This is a genomic window from Bradyrhizobium vignae, from assembly GCF_900324035.1.
Taxonomy (GTDB): domain Bacteria; phylum Pseudomonadota; class Alphaproteobacteria; order Rhizobiales; family Xanthobacteraceae; genus Bradyrhizobium; species Bradyrhizobium vignae.
This window is the reverse complement of sequence record NZ_LS398110.1, coordinates 4,069,521-4,085,307: the sequence shown is the minus strand read 5'-3', so window position 1 is coordinate 4,085,307 and position 15,787 is coordinate 4,069,521. Positions and strand designations below refer to the sequence as shown.

At 65.8% G+C, this 15,787-nt stretch carries 12 protein-coding genes; 6 read left to right on the top strand and 6 right to left on the bottom strand.

Annotated elements, in window-relative coordinates; translation table 11 throughout:
• Positions 1-4: 4 nt before the first annotated feature.
• Both BRAD3257_RS19860 and BRAD3257_RS19855 read left to right on the top strand, forming a co-directional pair.
• Positions 5-1,507, top strand: coding sequence for a class I adenylate-forming enzyme family protein (locus tag BRAD3257_RS19860; RefSeq protein WP_122403212.1), 1,503 nt, complete (start codon positions 5-7; stop codon positions 1,505-1,507).
• An 86-nt stretch (positions 1,508-1,593) separates the two neighbouring features.
• Positions 1,594-2,817: a GGDEF domain-containing protein gene (locus BRAD3257_RS19855; protein WP_122403211.1), complete on the top strand. Its 1,224-nt coding sequence runs from the start codon at positions 1,594-1,596 to the stop codon at positions 2,815-2,817.
• A gap of 132 nt (positions 2,818-2,949) precedes the next feature.
• Here the strand turns inward: BRAD3257_RS19855 and mfd are convergent, their stop codons facing one another.
• Both mfd and BRAD3257_RS19845 read right to left on the bottom strand, forming a co-directional pair.
• The gene (gene mfd / locus BRAD3257_RS19850; RefSeq protein WP_122403210.1) at positions 2,950-6,468 is read right to left on the bottom strand and encodes a transcription-repair coupling factor; all 3,519 of its coding nucleotides are present in this window, start codon (positions 6,466-6,468) and stop codon (positions 2,950-2,952) included.
• Positions 6,465-6,755, bottom strand: a complete 291-nt coding sequence (locus tag BRAD3257_RS19845; protein ID WP_122403209.1) for an FAD assembly factor SdhE — start codon at positions 6,753-6,755, stop codon at positions 6,465-6,467. Before BRAD3257_RS19845 ends, mfd begins: the two co-directional genes overlap by 4 nt.
• A 183-nt stretch (positions 6,756-6,938) precedes the next feature.
• Between BRAD3257_RS19845 and recG the strand changes: the two genes are divergently transcribed.
• The 3 genes from recG (at position 6,939) to BRAD3257_RS19830 (ending at position 10,013) form a co-directional block, all read left to right on the top strand.
• Complete coding sequence (gene recG, locus BRAD3257_RS19840; protein WP_122403208.1) at positions 6,939-9,047, top strand: ATP-dependent DNA helicase RecG; 2,109 nt, start codon at positions 6,939-6,941, stop codon at positions 9,045-9,047.
• 146 nt (positions 9,048-9,193) lie between these two features.
• Entirely contained in the window at positions 9,194-9,400 is a 207-nt protein-coding gene (locus BRAD3257_RS19835) for a hypothetical protein (protein WP_122403207.1), read from the top strand.
• Positions 9,401-9,584: 184 nt separating this feature from the next.
• Positions 9,585-10,013, top strand: a complete 429-nt coding sequence (locus tag BRAD3257_RS19830; protein ID WP_122403206.1) for a DUF1236 domain-containing protein — start codon at positions 9,585-9,587, stop codon at positions 10,011-10,013.
• Positions 10,014-10,063: 50 nt separating this feature from the next.
• On the opposite strand, the gene BRAD3257_RS19825 is transcribed toward BRAD3257_RS19830, so the two are convergent.
• The 3 genes from BRAD3257_RS19825 to glmS all read right to left on the bottom strand — a co-directional run bounded on the left by BRAD3257_RS19825 (position 10,064) and on the right by glmS (position 13,704).
• A complete protein-coding gene (locus BRAD3257_RS19825) occupies positions 10,064-10,918 on the bottom strand; it encodes an NAD(P)-dependent oxidoreductase (protein ID WP_122403205.1) in 855 nt (284 codons plus the stop codon).
• Positions 10,919-11,022: 104 nt separating this feature from the next.
• Positions 11,023-11,793 carry a DUF502 domain-containing protein gene (locus BRAD3257_RS19820; RefSeq protein WP_122403204.1) on the bottom strand — a complete coding sequence of 257 codons (771 nt, stop codon included), beginning with the start codon at positions 11,791-11,793 and terminating at the stop codon, positions 11,023-11,025.
• An 84-nt stretch (positions 11,794-11,877) separates the two neighbouring features.
• Entirely contained in the window at positions 11,878-13,704 is a 1,827-nt protein-coding gene (gene glmS, locus BRAD3257_RS19815) for a glutamine--fructose-6-phosphate transaminase (isomerizing) (protein WP_122403203.1), read from the bottom strand.
• 223 nt (positions 13,705-13,927) lie between these two features.
• Here glmS and BRAD3257_RS19810 point away from each other — a divergent pair, with 223 nt between their 5' ends.
• The gene (locus tag BRAD3257_RS19810) at positions 13,928-14,146 is read left to right on the top strand and encodes a hypothetical protein (protein WP_122406665.1); all 219 of its coding nucleotides are present in this window, start codon (positions 13,928-13,930) and stop codon (positions 14,144-14,146) included.
• Positions 14,147-14,299: 153 nt separating this feature from the next.
• Here BRAD3257_RS19810 and glmU read toward each other — a convergent pair whose 3' ends face one another.
• Positions 14,300-15,655: a bifunctional UDP-N-acetylglucosamine diphosphorylase/glucosamine-1-phosphate N-acetyltransferase GlmU gene (gene glmU / locus BRAD3257_RS19805; RefSeq protein ID WP_122403202.1), complete on the bottom strand. Its 1,356-nt coding sequence runs from the start codon at positions 15,653-15,655 to the stop codon at positions 14,300-14,302.
• Positions 15,656-15,787: the final 132 nt, after the last annotated feature.

Below are 15,787 nucleotides of genomic sequence, written 5' to 3'. Positions count from 1 at the left end.
CGCCGTGAACCAGCCAGCAATATCGCCGACGCTCGACACGCTGTTTCAGCGCACGCTGACGCGGCAGCCGCACGCAACCGCTCTGCTCGATCCCCTCAACAAGGCGCGCGTCACCGGGCATCAGCCGCGGCGGATGAGCTACGCCGAGGCCGACACGGCCATCGAGGCACTGTCGGCGCATTTCGTCGAATCGGGGCTGCCGGCCAATTCCATCGTTGCGATCCAGTTGCCGAACACGGTCGAGTTCGTGCTCACCGTGCTCGCCGCCCATCGCGCCGGCCTCGTCGTCGCCGTGCTGCCGCTGCTGTGGCGCCATGCGGAACTGACCGCGGCGCTCAACCGCACCGCGGCGCGCGCCATCGTCACCATGAGCACGGTCGACGGCATCGGCCATGCAGACCTCGCGATGCACGCCGCTGCCGAGGCGTTCTCGATCCGTCATGTCTGCGGCTTCGGAGGCAATCTGCCCGAGGGCATGGCTTCGCTCGACGACGTTCTGGCCCGCCCGCCCGGCACCACGCGCGCCGTGATCCAGGACGGCCGCAAGGCGGCGATGATCTCCTTCGACGTCACCGCGGAGGGCTTTCGCCCCGTGCCGCGGCCGCATTTCAGCCTGATTGCCGGTGGCCTCGCGATGTCGCTCGAAGCCGACATCAAGCAAGGCGCAACCGTGATGGCGGCATTCACGCCGATGTCGTTTGCAGGCCTCGCCTCCTCCCTCGCGGTGTGGCTGCTCTCGGGCGGAACGCTGGCGCTGCATCATCCCTTCGACAACGAGGTGCTGGAGCAGCAGATCAACGAGCACGAGTGCGAGGTGCTGATCGCGCCCGCACAGTTCGCGCTGCGCCTCGGCGATGCCGGCCTGGCGGCGCGGATGCCGAGCTTACGCAACGTCATCGGCCTGTGGCGCGCGCCCGAGCAGGTCGCGGCGAGCGATGCCTGGATCGCGCCGCATGCACCGCTGACCGACGTCTATCTGTTCGGCGAGGCCGGATTGTTCGGCGCCCGCCGCGGCGAGGACGGCATGCCGGTGCCGGTGATGCCCGGGCCGCACGGCGCCCCGCGCGAGCAGTCGGGCTCCTCCATCGCCGGCGAGATCCTGCTGACCTCGAAGGGCACGCTCGGCCTGCGCGGGCCGATGGTACCGATCGCAGCTTATGCCCCGCCGCAGCCGGTCGGCGAGACGCTGACGGCGCAGCCGCCGCGCGATTATGTCGACACCGGCTATGCGGCGCGGCTCGACCGTACCAGCGGCGCAATCTGCATCACCGCGCCGCCTTCCGGCATCATGGCGGTCGGCGGCTACCGTTTCCTCTCCAACGATCTCCAGGAATGGGCGCGCCGGCTCGGCCAGGGCGCCCTGCTCACGGCGCTGCCCGACCGCCTCTCCGGGCACCGGCTTGCCGGGCGCGCCCAGGACAATGCCCGCGCCCGCGAGGCGCTCAGCGAGCTCGGGCTTAACCCCCTGATGGTTGAGGCTTTTCGCGACCGCTCCGGGCCTGCTTGAGCACAGTTTCGCCTGTCACATTGACGCAGCATTAAGGCGACCCGACTAGACTGCGCGGCATCTGTTGCGTGATCTCGAGTCTATTGATGTCCCAGGCGGGCCCGATCCTGTTTGTGTCCGATGCCCAGCGCCCGGCCTTCGTGGCGGCGCTGGACGAGGCCCGGCTGTTTCCCGTGGTCGACAGCGATTGGGCCGGCGCGGCGCGCGCGGTCGAAGCGGTGCAGCCGGCCGCGGTTCTCGCCGCGATGCATGCCGGACACGAGCCGCATGTGACGCTCCTCGCAAGGAAGATCGCCGATCAATCGCCTTACGTTCCCTTGGTGGCCCTGAATGCGGCGGGCATGCTGCCGCACAACGCCCTGCCCTTCTCCTCGCGCGGCGGCAATCCCGACCGCCTGATCGCGCGGCTCCGTGCCGCGCTACGCGTGCGCACACTGCATGCAACGGTGCTGCGCCGGCTGCCGGAAGCGAAGGTCACGCTGCCGGCGGGCGATCCCGCACGCGACGCCACCGTGCTGCTGATCGGTCGCGGCGCTGCCTATCCCGCGCTCTCCGTCGCGCTGGGTGAGCGCGTCGGCGTGGTCGGCGCGCTCTCGATCGAGGCCGCCGCCAAACACCTCAACACCCGCGACCTCGACGGCGTTGTGCTCGCCGAAGGTTTCACCGCGCGCGTGACCGATGCCTTCCTCACGGTGCTCGCGGAGGACACCCGCTTCCGCAGCCTGCCCGTGATCGTCACCGCGCACCAGCTGGCGCAAACTTACGACCTGCCCAATCTCGAGCTGATCCAGGGCGAGCCGGCCAAGGTCGCCGCCAACGCGCTGCCCTTGATCCGCCAGCACGCGATGGAAGCGCAGCTGAGCCGCACGCTGCGCTCAATCGATGCCGGCGGCTGGCTCGATCCACGCAGCGGCCTGCTCACGACGGAAGCCTTTGCCCGGGATTTTGCCAAGGCAGTGGAGCAGACGCTCGCCCGCGGCGGCGGCCTCTCGGTCGCCCGCTTCGCCTTCGATCCCAATAATTCCCGCGCCCAGCTCGATGCCGCACGTATCCTCAGCCGCCTGATGCGCCAGATGGATTTTGGCGCGGCACAGAGGGACGGCTCCGTCATCGTCGTGTTCGCGGAGACCGACTTCCGCACCGCTCATATGATCGCCCGCCGCCTGTCCGCGGTGATGCGGCACACGTCCAATGGCAAGCACGAGATGCGCAGCGATCCCGTCGTCAGCGTGGACTCGCTATCGCCGTCGGATACGGCAAGGTCACTGCTGGCGCGGCTGTCGGCGGACGCGTCGCGGGCGGCCTCGTAGTTTTCTCGCGCGCTATCGCAACAAGCACCGTCATTGCGAGCGCAGCGAAGCAAATCCAGACTGTCTCTGTGGGAAGATTCTGGATTGCTTCGTCGCAAGGGCTCCACGCAATGACGTGGTGAGACTGGTGCCCTACGCCGCCTTCTTGCTCTCGGCGAGCTGCGCCAGCTGCCGCATGATCTCGGTCGTGCCGGCGAGGCGCTCTTCCGGCGTCTCCCAGTCCTGCAGGAACACCACCTTCATGTCGGGCCGCACCTTGGCGGCCTGGCCATGGCTGCGGATGAAGGTCACGAGGCGGTCGGGATGGGCGAAGGAATTGTCGCGGAAGACGATGACGGCGCCCTTCGGGCCGGCGTCGATCTTCTCGACATTGGCGCGTCGGCAGAACGCCTTGATCGCGGCGACCTTGAAGAGGTAGCGCACCTCGTCCGGCAGCACGCCGAAGCGATCGCGCATCTCGGCGCCGAAGTTCTCGATCTCCTCCTCGGTGTCGAGATCGGCAAGACGCCGGTACAGCGACAGCCGCACCGAGAGGTCGCTGACGTAATCCTCGGGGATGAGCACGGGCATGCCGATGGTGATCTGCGGCGACCAGCGGTCGGCGGCGGGCTCGGAGACGCCGGCCTTGAGATTGACGATCGCCTCCTCCAGCATCGACTGGTAGAGCTCGAAGCCGACCTCCTTGATGTGGCCGGACTGTTCCTCGCCGAGCAGATTGCCGGCGCCGCGGATGTCGAGGTCGTGCGAGGCGAGCTGGAAGCCGGCGCCCAGTGTCTCCAGCGATTGCAGCACGGTGAGCCGGCGCTCGGCCTGCGCGGTGATCTTCTGCTGCGCCGGCAGCGTGAACAGCGCATAGGCGCGCAGCTTGGAGCGGCCGACGCGGCCGCGGAGCTGGTAGAGCTGGGCGAGGCCAAACATGTCGGCGCGGTGCACGATCAACGTGTTGGCGTTGGGGATGTCGAGGCCCGACTCGACAATCGTCGTGGACAGCAGAATGTCGAACTTGCCGTCGTAGAATGCGGTCATGATGTCCTCGATCACGGCGGGCGGCATCTGGCCGTGCGCGACCGCGACCTTCATCTCCGGCACGTTCTTGTCGAGGAAGTCCTTGACCTCGGCGAGGTCGTCGATGCGCGGCACCACGTAGAACGCCTGGCCGCCGCGATAGCGCTCGCGCAAGAGCGCCTCGCGGATCATCAAGGGATCGTGCGGGGCGACGAAGGTGCGCACCGCAAGTCGGTCGACAGGGGGCGAGGCGATGATCGAGAGCTCGCGGACGCCGGTCAGCGCCAGCTGCAGCGTCCGCGGGATCGGCGTCGCCGACAGCGTCAGCACGTGGACCTCGGCACGCAGCGCCTTCAGCCGCTCCTTGTGGCTGACGCCGAAATGCTGCTCCTCGTCGACGATGAGCAGGCCAAGGTCGCGGAATTTGATGGTCTTGCCGAGCAGCGCGTGCGTGCCGACGACGATGTCGACGGAGCCGTCGGCAATGCCCTTCTTCACCTCGTTGAGCTGTTTGGTGGGGATCAGCCGTGAGGCCTGCGCGATGTTGACCGGGAAGCCTTTGAACCGCTCGACGAAGGTCCTGTAGTGCTGGCGCGCCAGCAGCGTGGTCGGCACCACGACCGCGACTTGCTTGCCGTCGAGCGCCACCGCAAAGGCGGCGCGCAGCGCCACCTCGGTCTTGCCGAAGCCGACGTCGCCGCAGATCAGCCGGTCCATGGGGCGGCCCTTTTCGAGATCCTTCAGCGTGGACTCGATGGCGCCGAGCTGGTCCTCGGTCTCGTCATAGGGAAAGCGCGCGCAGAATTCGTCATAGAGACCCTGCTGCACCGGCAATTTCGGCGCCTCGTGCAGCATGCGCTCGGCCGCGATCTTGATCAGCTCGCCCGCGATCTCGCGGATGCGGTTCTTGAGTTTAGCCTTGCGGGTCTGCCAGCCCGAACCGCCGAGACGATCGAGCTCGACACTGGTCTGATCGGAGCCGTAGCGCGACAAGAGCTCGATGTTCTCGACCGGGAGGAACAACTTGGTCTCGGCGGCATAATGCAGCTCGAGGCAGTCATGCGGCGCGCCGGCAACGTCGAGCGTCTGCAAGCCGATGAAGCGGCCGATGCCGTGCTCGACATGGACGACGATGTCGCCGGCAGCCAGACTCGTCACCTCCGAGATGAAATTGTCGAGCTTGCGGCTCGCCTTGCGCGGCCGCACCAGGCGGTCGCCCAAGATGTCCTGCTCGCTGATGACAGCGATCTCGTCGGTCTCGAAACCGCTTTCGAGGCCGAGCACGGCCAGCATGGTCTCGTTGCGCGGCGTCGCCTGCACCGTGCGCCAGCTGTTGACGCTGGTGGTATGGGCGAGCTTGTGGTCGCGCAGCATCGAGGTCATGCGGTCGCGCGAGCCTTCGGTCCACAGCGCAATCACCACCTTCTTGCGCTGCGCCTGCAGTGCCATGACGTGGCTGACCACGGACTCGAACACGTTGACGCTTGTGTCGTTGCGCTCCGGCGCGAAATCGCGGCCCTTGCGCGCGCCGGCATCGACGACGCCGGTGCCGTCGGTCGGCACCGAGAATTGCGTCAGACGAGCCAACGGGATCTCGCCGAGGCGCCTGGTCCATTCCTCGTCGGTCAGATAGAGCCGGTCGGGCGGCAGCGGCTTGTAGATGGCGCCGCCGCCGGGATGCTCCATCGCCTCGCGGCGGGCCTGGTAGTAGTCGAGGATCTGCTTGAACCGCTCGCGGACGGCGTCCTCGGCCTGCGGCTCGATCGCAACAGTCGCGCCTTGCAGATAATCGAACAGCGTGTCCATGCGGTCCTGGAACAGCGGCAGCCAGTGCTCCATGCCGGGATGGCGGCGGCCTTCGCTGACGGCCTCGTAGAGCGCATCATCACGCTCGGGCGCGCCGAACTCGGCGACATAGCCCATACGGAAACGGCGGATGGTATCGGTGACGAGCTGGAACTCGGAGACCGGCACGAGATCGAGCGAGCGCATGTCGAGCAGCGTGCGCTGGGTCTCGGCATCGAAGGAGCGGATCGATTCCAGGCTGTCGCCGAAGAAGTCGAAGCGGACCGGCTGCTCGAGCCCGGCCGGAAACAGGTCGAGGATGCCGCCGCGCACGGCGTATTCGCCGGGCTCGCGCACGGTCGAGGAACGGTTGTAGCCGTTGTGCTCGAGCCAGGCGACGACGGTGTCCATCGGCACGACGTTGCCCGGTGCGACCGACAGCGCCTGCGCCGCGACGAGCTCGCGTGCGGGCACGCGCTGCACCACGGCGTTCACCGTGGTCAGCACGATCAGTGGCTTGTCGCTGCCGCTGAGCGAGGCCAGCCGCGCCAGCGTGGTCAGGCGCTGCGCGAGGATGCCACCATGCGGCGAGACGCGGTCATAGGGCTGGCAATCCCAGGCCGGAAAGGTCAGCACCGGCAGATCGGGCGCAAAGAATTGCAGTGCGCGTTCGAGCTGCTGCATGCGCCCGCCGTCGCGGCAGACCACCGCGAGGCTGACCGCCGGCTTCTTCGGCCGCGCCGCAATGGCGCGGGCGAGATCGGAGACGACGAGGCCTTCCGCGCCTTCTGCGACATTGGCGAGCGTCAGCGCGCGGCCGGGCGCGAGCAGCTCAGCCGGAGATTTCATGCCCTGCTTCATGCGTTGCCGTCCGCGATCGGATAGGCCTTGATGCGGGCGAACAGCGCGCCGGTGACGTCGGCCGGCAGCACCTTGTCGCCGGTGATGGCGGCATAGAGATCGGGATCGTTGACTTCGAGCAGGCGCTCGAGCTCACCGAGCTCGGCGTCGGACAGATTGCCGATCTCGGCATCGGCGAAGCGGCCGAGGATCAGATCCATCTCGCGCGTGCCGCGATGCCAGCAGCGGAACAAAAGCCGCTTGCGGCGGTCATCAAGGCCGCTGCTCGATCGTGTCGTTCCCGTCATGTCTCAAATCCAGTCAAACGCAGAAAGCCCGGACGTGCCGGGCGGGTGTGATATAGCCACTCGGGGTGGCCATGTCAGCCCTCGATTTGGCATGGGCCGGTGCCGGCGCAGGGCACGAAAAAAGACGTGGATGCCCGGCATAAAGCCGGGCATGACGGGCCGAAACGATCCTAGATTCGTCTCATGCGCCCCAGCCTGCTCAATCCACTGTTTGCTCCCGTGACCAGCCTGCCCGGCGTCGGTCCCAAGCAGGACAAGCTGCTGCAGTACCTGCTCGGCCGGAGCCAGACGCCGCGGCTGGTCGATCTGCTGTTGCATCTGCCGAGCCAGGTCATCGACCGCCGGGCGCGGCCAAAAATCCGCGACGCCGCCGTTGGAACCATGGTGACGCTGGAGGTCACCGTCGATCGCCACCGCCCGCCTCCGCCGCGCAACGCGCGCGCCCCCTATCTGGTGTACGCCAGCGACGACACCGGCGATGTCGTTCTGACCTTCTTCCGCGCCAAGCCGGGCTATGTCGAAAAACTGCTGCCGATGGGCGCGAAGCGCTACGTCTCCGGAACGCTGCAGATGTATGACGGCATCCCGCAGATCGTGCATCCTGATCGCGTGCTCGACGAGGAGGCGATCTCAAAGCTCTCCGGGATCGATCCGGTCTATCCGCTAACCGAAGGGCTCGCGCTCGGCTCGCTCCGCCGCGCGATCGCGCAGGCGCTGCAGAAGCTGCCCGCTCTGCCGGAATGGATCAGTCCCGAGGTGCTGCGCCGTTGCAATTTTCCCCCCGTCGCGGAAGCGCTGACGCGTGTGCACCAACCGGTCGAGCTCACGGACATTTTGCCCGATCATCCGTTCTGGTCACGACTCGCGTTCGATGAGCTTCTGGCCGGGCAGCTCGCGCTCGCGCTGATCCGCGCACAGCTGCGTCGGCCGGCCGGCGTCCGCAATGCCGGCGACGGCCACCTGCGCAACAAGATCATCGACGCCCTGCCCTACGCACTGACGCCCTCCCAGCGTGGCGCCGCGGCCGCTATCGCCGAGGATCTGAAGCAGCCGGTGCGCATGCTGCGCCTGCTCCAGGGCGACGTCGGCTCGGGCAAAACGGTCGTCGCGCTGCTCGCGGCCGCCGCGGTCGCCGAAGTCGGCAAGCAGGCCGCGCTGATGGCGCCGACGGAAATTTTGGCGCGCCAGCACATCAAGACCATCGCTCCGCTCGCCGAGCGCGCCGGCATGCGGGTTGCGATCCTCACCGGCCGCGAGAAGGGCAAGGAGCGGCGCGAGATCATCGCCCAGCTCGCAGAAGGCGAAATCGACCTTCTCGTCGGCACTCACGCGCTGATCCAGGATGACGTGATCTTCCATGATCTCGCGCTTGCCATCGTCGACGAGCAGCACCGTTTTGGCGTGCGCGAGCGCCTCGCGCTCACGTCCAAGGGCGAGGCCGTCGACGTGCTGGTGTTGAGCGCGACGCCGATCCCGCGCACGCTGGTGCTGACCTATTTCGGCGACATGGACATCTCCGAGTTGCGCGAAAAGCCCGCCGGGCGCCAGCCGATCGACACCCGCGCGGTGCCGATGAGCCGCATCAGCGAGGTCATGGAGGGTGTCGGCCGCGCGCTCGAAGCCGGCAAGCTGGTCTACTGGATCTGCCCGCTGGTCGACGAATCCGAGGCCGAAGGCACCGAGCACTTGACCAATGCGACCAAACGGTTCGAGAGCCTGCAAAAACGCTTCGGCGAACGTGTCGGGCTCGTCCACGGCCAGATGAAAGGCACGGAAAAGGACCGTGTGATGGGCCAGTTCGCTGCGCATGAGATCGGGCTCCTGGTCGCCACCACCGTGGTCGAGGTCGGCGTCGACGTCCCGGCCGCGACCATCATGGTGATCGAGAATGCCGAGCGCTTTGGCCTCGCCCAGCTGCACCAGCTGCGCGGCCGCATCGGGCGCGGCTCGGAAGCCTCGACCTGCATCCTGCTCTATGGTGAGCCGCTCGGCGAGATGTCGAAGGCGCGGCTGAAAGTGATTCGCGAGACCACCGACGGCTTCCGCATCGCCGAGGAGGACCTGAAGCTGCGCGGCGAAGGCGATGTGCTGGGCGTGCGCCAGAGCGGTCTGCCCGGCTACCGCATCGCGCGCCCTGAGGTGCACGGCCAGCTCATCTCCCAGGCCCGCGACGAGGCGTTGCGCATCCTGAAGGATGATCCGAAGCTAAAAGGCGAGCGCGGCGAGGCGCTGCGGTGCTTGCTGTATCTTTATGAACGCGACGAGGCGATCCCGTTGATCGGTGCGGGCTGAAGCGTTCCCATGCGCCCGAGGCAAGGACAATGCAATTGCCCCAATGAAAGATACGGTCATTGCGAGCTGGCTCACATTCAGGGACCGATCACTGGTGCTAAAGATTATATTGGAACTGTCCCCACATCCCCTGCTGGAGGTAGATCATGCAGTTCATCTCCACCGAATGGCAGTCCACTTCGACGGCTCCCTCAGACGGAGATCTCGAAATCTGCGCGCTGGACTTTGATGGTATCGTCCACTCGCTTCCTTTTCCTTGTCACAAGGACGGATCCAATTGGGTCGATCGAACGGGCAAAACGCACGCCGACATTCAGCCGACCCATTGGCGCATATGGGCCAATCCAGGCTGATCCGTCGCCAGCGCAATGCCGACGGGAAGCGATACTCGGTCAAGGCGGTCCAGCACACACCCGCCGTTGCCGCTTTGTGTGCACGCACAGAACTCTTGGCGTAGCCCGATCCCGGGGCCGCGGAACGGACGCACTATCGGCCTGTTAATTAATCAAGGGCGGCGCAGACAGGAAGGAGCAGACCATGAGGGCTCCCACCACCATCGCCGCGCTCGCGATCTTACTCGGCGCGCCCGCAGTATCGCTCGCGCAACCGGGTGGGCAAGGTGCAGTTGAATTGAGCGACGGCACAACGATATCGCAACATCCATCCCTGCCGAAACTCAGCCTCACCAACGCGCAGCGCGAGCAGATCCGCAAGACCGTGCTGACCGAGCATAACGATATCCAGTTCCGGCTGAAGACCACCCAGCCAGCCAAGGACTTTACCCCTGCCGTTGGCGCAACGCTTCCAAAAGGTGTCAAGGCTCAAGGACTGCCCGCGCAGGTGCTCGCGCAATTGCCGGAGCTGCGCGATTACATGTACGTCAAGATGAAGGATCAGGTGCTGATCGTGGACGGCATGACCAACAAGATCGTCGATATGTTCTCGGAGACGCAACCACTGTCCTAGCCCAAGGTCTTGGCGCAAGACATTCGACAGATCGCGCATACAGGTAGGCTCTAGTCCTTCTTCGGGACATTCGCCGCGAACGCCTTCATCAGCGCGGCGTCCGCCGCCTCACCGTTCGCATCCTCCGCCAGATGCTCGAACCACTTCGCAAAGCCTTCATAGATCTGGCTGGCCGGATGATCCGGCCCCAAGAATCCCGAAATCTCCCGCATCTCGGCGACCCAGCGATACGCCTTCGGGATCATGTCCGGCAACGCCACTTCGAGGCGTGCCAGAATTGCAGGCTGGCTGAGCGCGAGCTCGTCGCGGAGCGCATCGGCTGCGCCTGCCTTCGTGGCCGCAATCACCATGGCCGAGCCGATGCCGGCGAGGCCCTTGACGATGCCGGCGTAGGACATCTTGAGCGCAGAGGCCGCGCCGACCGGGCCTTCGACGATCCGCACGTCGAGACCGAGGTCTTTCAGCACGCCGACGTCCTTGGCATGCTCGCCCGACATGTAGAAGGCGGGGCCCTTGCCGCCGGGCTGCGGCGGAAATCCGATGATGCCGGCATCGACGAACGGCGCCTGCGCCGAGCCGATGATCTCCTCGATTCTTTGCACCGTATCGACATTGACGGCGTTGCAGTCGACCACGACCGGCTTCTTCTCGCGCCTGACGATCAGCGAGGCAAGGCGTTCGGCCAGCGCGACGGCTTCGCCCGGCGGCACGATCGAGAGGATGATGTCGGCGTCCGCAATCTCATCGTCCTCGGCGCCGACCATGCCGGCGTCTGCCGCCCGTTTCAGCGTCGCCTCGCTCCGGCCCTTCAGCGACGTCAGCACGCGTGCGCCGTTTTCGCTGAGCCGGCGGGCCACGGCACTGCCCATGGCACCGGGGGCGAGGATCGCAATGGTTTTGGACATCGTGCACTCCAGGTCGACTTCCGAGCGGCACGCTCGGTTCAACCCGAGAATAGCAGAGGCCGAATGCGGCCGCGTGGTCGTGGCCATCCCGCGACGGAATAGCCCTACTCCGCCTTCGCAGGCTCGGGTTGGAGCTTGGAGGCATTGGCAATACGCGCGGCGTTCGCCACGCCGGCAAGCGCCGCCGCCTTCTTCGGATCGGGTGCCGAGCCCGGCTGCACCACGCCGGCCGACATGATCAGCGTCGCGGCATCCTCGGCGCTGAGGTCGACCTCGATGATCTTGCTCTTCGGAACATAGAAGAAGAAACCGGTGGTCGGGTTTGGCGAGCACGGCAGGAACACCGAGACGTGCTCCTCCTGTCCCGGCAGGTTGCGTGCGATGTCCTCGTTCGGCGATTGCGAGATCAGCACGATCGACCACATGCCCGGCGAGGGAAATTCGACGAGGCCGACTTTGCGGAAGCTCGAGCCTTTGCCCGAGAACAGCGTCTCGAACACCTGCTTCAGGCCGCGGTAAATGGCACGCACCGCAGGGATCCGGCCCAGGAAGGTCTCGCCGACATCCACCAGCGTGCGGCCGATCAAATTGGCCGCGAGGAAGCCGACCAGCGTCAGCGTGAAGAATGCGACAATCAGTCCCCAGCCGGGGACGCCATAGGGCAGATAGGTTTCCGGCCGATAGGCCAGCGGCACGAACGGCCGCACCACGCCATCGACCCAGGTGACGAACCACCAGACCAGATAGAGGGTGATCGCGATCGGTCCCGTCACCACGAGGCCGGTGAGAAAATAGTTGCGGAAGCGGCCCATCAGGCCGGTATGCGGTTCCGGAACGGGGTCAAGAGGCGCAGGCGCGTCGTCGCGGGGGGTCATTCGGGTTCCAGGTCGGTCGCTTCAAACAAGCTAGGGTCTTCTAGCAGGTTTTGGAAGACTGCGACTGACCGATATCCCGTCTGCCTACTCCACGGTCACTGATTTCGCGAGGTTGCGCGGCTGGTCGACATCGGTCCCCATCACGACAGCCGTGTGATAGGCGAGCAGCTGCACGGGGACGGCATAGACCATCGGCGTGAAGGCCGCTGCCATATCGGGCATGACGATGGTGACGAGGGACTCGACGGTCGCCTCCGCTGCGCCCTTGGCGTCGGTCATCAGGATGATGTTGCCGCCGCGCGCGGCGACTTCCTGCATGTTGGAAACGGTCTTCTCGAACACGCGGTCGTGGGGTGCGATGACGACGACCGGCATGGTCTCGTCGATCAGCGCGATCGGCCCGTGCTTGAGCTCCCCGGCGGCATAGCCTTCGGCATGAATGTAGGAGATCTCCTTCAGCTTCAGCGCGCCTTCGAGCGCCAGCGGGAAGCTGGTGCCGCGACCGAGATAGAGCACGTCGCGCGACTTGGCGATCCGGTGGGCGAGCTTCTCGATCTGGAGCTCGGTGGTGAGCGCGTCTGCCATCAGGCGCGGGACCTCGACGAGGCCATGGACCAGCTCGGTCTCGTCCTCCTCGGACAATTTGCCACGGGCCTTGCCGGCCGCGATCGCAAGGTTTGCCAGCACCATGAGCTGACAGGTGAAGGCCTTGGTTGAAGCAACGCCGATCTCGGGACCGGCCAGCGTCGGCAGCACGATTTCGCTCTCGCGCGCGATCGTCGAGGTCGGCACGTTGACGACGGCGATCGTGTGCACGCCCTCGGCCTTGGCATAGCGCAGCGCGGCCAGGGTGTCGGCGGTCTCGCCCGATTGCGAGATGAAGATGGCGAGGTCGCCCTTGCGCAAGGGCGTCTCGCGGTAGCGGAATTCGGAGGCGACGTCGACCTCGACCGGCACACGCGCGAAGCGCTCGAACCAGTATTTTGCGACGAAACCGGCATAGCTCGCGGTGCCGCACGCCGTGATGTTGATGCGCTGGATGTTCTTGAAGTCGAAGGGGAGCTTGACCGGCAGCGCGACGCGCTCGGTCGCCATATCGACGTAGCGTGCCAGCGTGTGGCCAACCACTTCCGGCTGCTCGTGGATCTCCTTCGCCATGAAGTGGCGATAGTTGGCCTTGTCGACCAGCGAAGTCGAGGCGGCGTGCCTGATCTTGTCGCGCTGGACGGTGTAGCCGTCCTTGTCGAAGATCGTTGCGCTGTTGCGGGTCAGCACAACCCAGTCGCCGTCCTCGAGATAGCTGATCGTATCGGTGAACGGCCCGAGCGCGATGGCATCGGAGCCGAGATACATCTCGCCGTCGCCGTAACCGATCGCCAGCGGCGGTCCGTTGCGGGCACCGATCATGAGGTCATTGTCGCCGGCGAAGATGAAGCCGAGCGCGAAGGCGCCGCGCAGGCGCGCCAGCGTCAGCTTGACGGCTTCCACCGGCTTGTTGCCGCGCGCCAGCAGTTCGTCGACGAGATGCAGCACGATCTCGGTGTCGGTCTCGGTGTGGAACACCGTGCCCTTCGCCTCGAGCTCCTCGCGCAGCTCGCGAAAATTCTCGATGATGCCGTTGTGCACCACGGCGACATGCTCGGTCGCGTGCGGATGGGCGTTGTTGACGGTCGGCTTGCCGTGGGTGGCCCAGCGGGTATGCCCGATGCCGGTGGTGCCCTTGAGCGGCTCGGCCTCGAGCCGCTTCTCCAGATTCTTCAGCTTGCCCTCGGCGCGGCGACGCTCCAGGTGCTTGCCCTCGAGCGTGGCAACGCCCGCGGAATCGTAACCGCGATATTCGAGACGTTTGAGCGAATCCACCAGTTGCTCTGCAACCGCTTCGCGACCGAGAATGCCGACAATTCCGCACATGCGGATCACTATCCCCCAAATCCGTCGAAAAATCGCCTAAACGACGCGCTCGATTTTTAGCGAAGTTCCCAAGGAACCGGAAACTCAATAATTATTGCTGATTGAGACAGCACGGGGCCCGCGCCCCCTACTTCGCCTGCGTCGAATTGGCAGGCCTTAAACCGCGCGCGTTAACTCGTTGTCAACATGTTTGACCAACGATTCCAGTCAGGAGAACAAGCCCATGAAAGGCTCGTCCGACCGCAAGGGTCTGTCGTCGATGTATCTGCGCGCCAGCGAGACAACGGGCACGCACCTTGCGCATTGGCCGCCGCCCCAGCGCGGCAAGGAAAGCAAGCCGGTCTTCGTCAAGCATGTGCGAGGCGAACCGGCCAAGCGCGCCAAGCCCCGCGGCTGGCGCCTGACCCGCGCCATCTTCTCCGAATTCGCCGACGACGAATAAGGCGGCATAAGAAGACCCCCAAGGTGAGGAGCGCGAAGCGCGTCTCGAACCATGAAGGCCCGCATCTCGCTCGCGGCCATCCTTCGAGACGCCCGCTTCCAGCGGGCCCTCAGGATGAGGTCGCAGTGTGCTGCGACACAATAGAAGCGCCGCTCATTTCTCCGGCTTCTTGCCGCCGGTCTTCATCTCGCGATAGCGAGCGGCGCCGCCTTCGCGGATGGTCTGCTGGTTGCGCTCCAGCGCCATCGCGTCGTCGGGTACATCCTTCGTGATCACCGAGCCCGAGCCGATATAGGCGCCGTTGCCGATTGTCACCGGTGCGACCAGCGAGGAGTTGGTGCCGACGAAGGCGCCCTGCCCGATCACCGTCTTGTGCTTTTTGAATCCGTCATAGTTGCAGGTGATGGTGCCGGCGCCGATGTTGGAATTGGCGCCGACGGTGGCGTCGCCGATGTAGGAGAGATGGTTGACCTTGACGCCGGCCTCCAGCGTCGCCGCCTTCGTCTCCACGAAATTGCCGATGCGAGCGCCGTCGCCGAGCGAGGTGCCGGGCCGCAGCCGCGCATAGGGGCCGATCGACACCTTCTTGCCGAGCTTGGTCTCGACGATATGCGAGAACGAATGGATCACCGTGCCGTCCGCGATCGACACGCCGGGGCCGATTACCACGAATGGCTCGATGGTCACGTCCTTGCCGAACACGGTATCGGCGGACAGATACACCGTCTCCGGCGCGATCAGCGTGACGCCGGCCTCCATCGCCGCTTTGCGCAATCGCGCCTGCATCACGCTTTCTGCTTCGGCAAGCTGTGCCTTGGTGTTGATGCCGCGCACCTCGTCCTCGCTGGTCTCGATCACCACGGACTCCCATCCCTGCTTGCGGACGATTTCGACCGCGTCCGTCAGATAATATTCGCCCTTGGAATTGGCATTACCGATCTGTCCGAGGATGTCGAGCGCCCGGCGCCCATCCATCGCCATCACGCCGGCGTTGCACAGCTCGATCTTGCGCTCCTCTGCGCTGGCGTCGGCCTGCTCGCGGATCGCGACCAGACGCTCGCCCTCGACGATGAAGCGGCCATAACCGGTGGGATCGGCGGCGCGGAAGCCGAGCGCGGCGATTGCGGCGCCCCTTGCGAGCGGCGCGCGCAGCCGCGCAAAGGTCTCGGCCGAGATCAGCGGCGTGTCGCCGAAGGCAATGAGGAGATCATCCGCGCCTCGCGCGATTGCCTCCCGCGCCGCCAGCACCGCATGCGCGGTGCCAAGGCGTTCGCCCTGCACGAAGGTGAGCGCGTCGGGGCGGATGCGCTTTGCCTCCTCCACGACTGCCTGATGATCGGGGCCGACCACCACCGCCAGCGAGCTGCCGGTTTCTTTGGGCGCCGCAGCGAGCACATGGGCGAGCAGCGTCCGAGAAGCCACGGGATGCAGCACCTTCGGCAGGCTCGATCGCATGCGCGTGCCTTCGCCGGCGGCGAGCACGATCGTGAGACTGGAACGGGCGGTCATCGAAATCCTGACAGATAGTGCCGAATCAATTCGGCGCGACGGGCAGCGAGGCCCTCAGAAGCTATCGCCTTGCTACCCCCGCAAACGCCCGGAATTCAAGTGCGGCGCGCTTTTCCTGTTAATGTTCCCTGA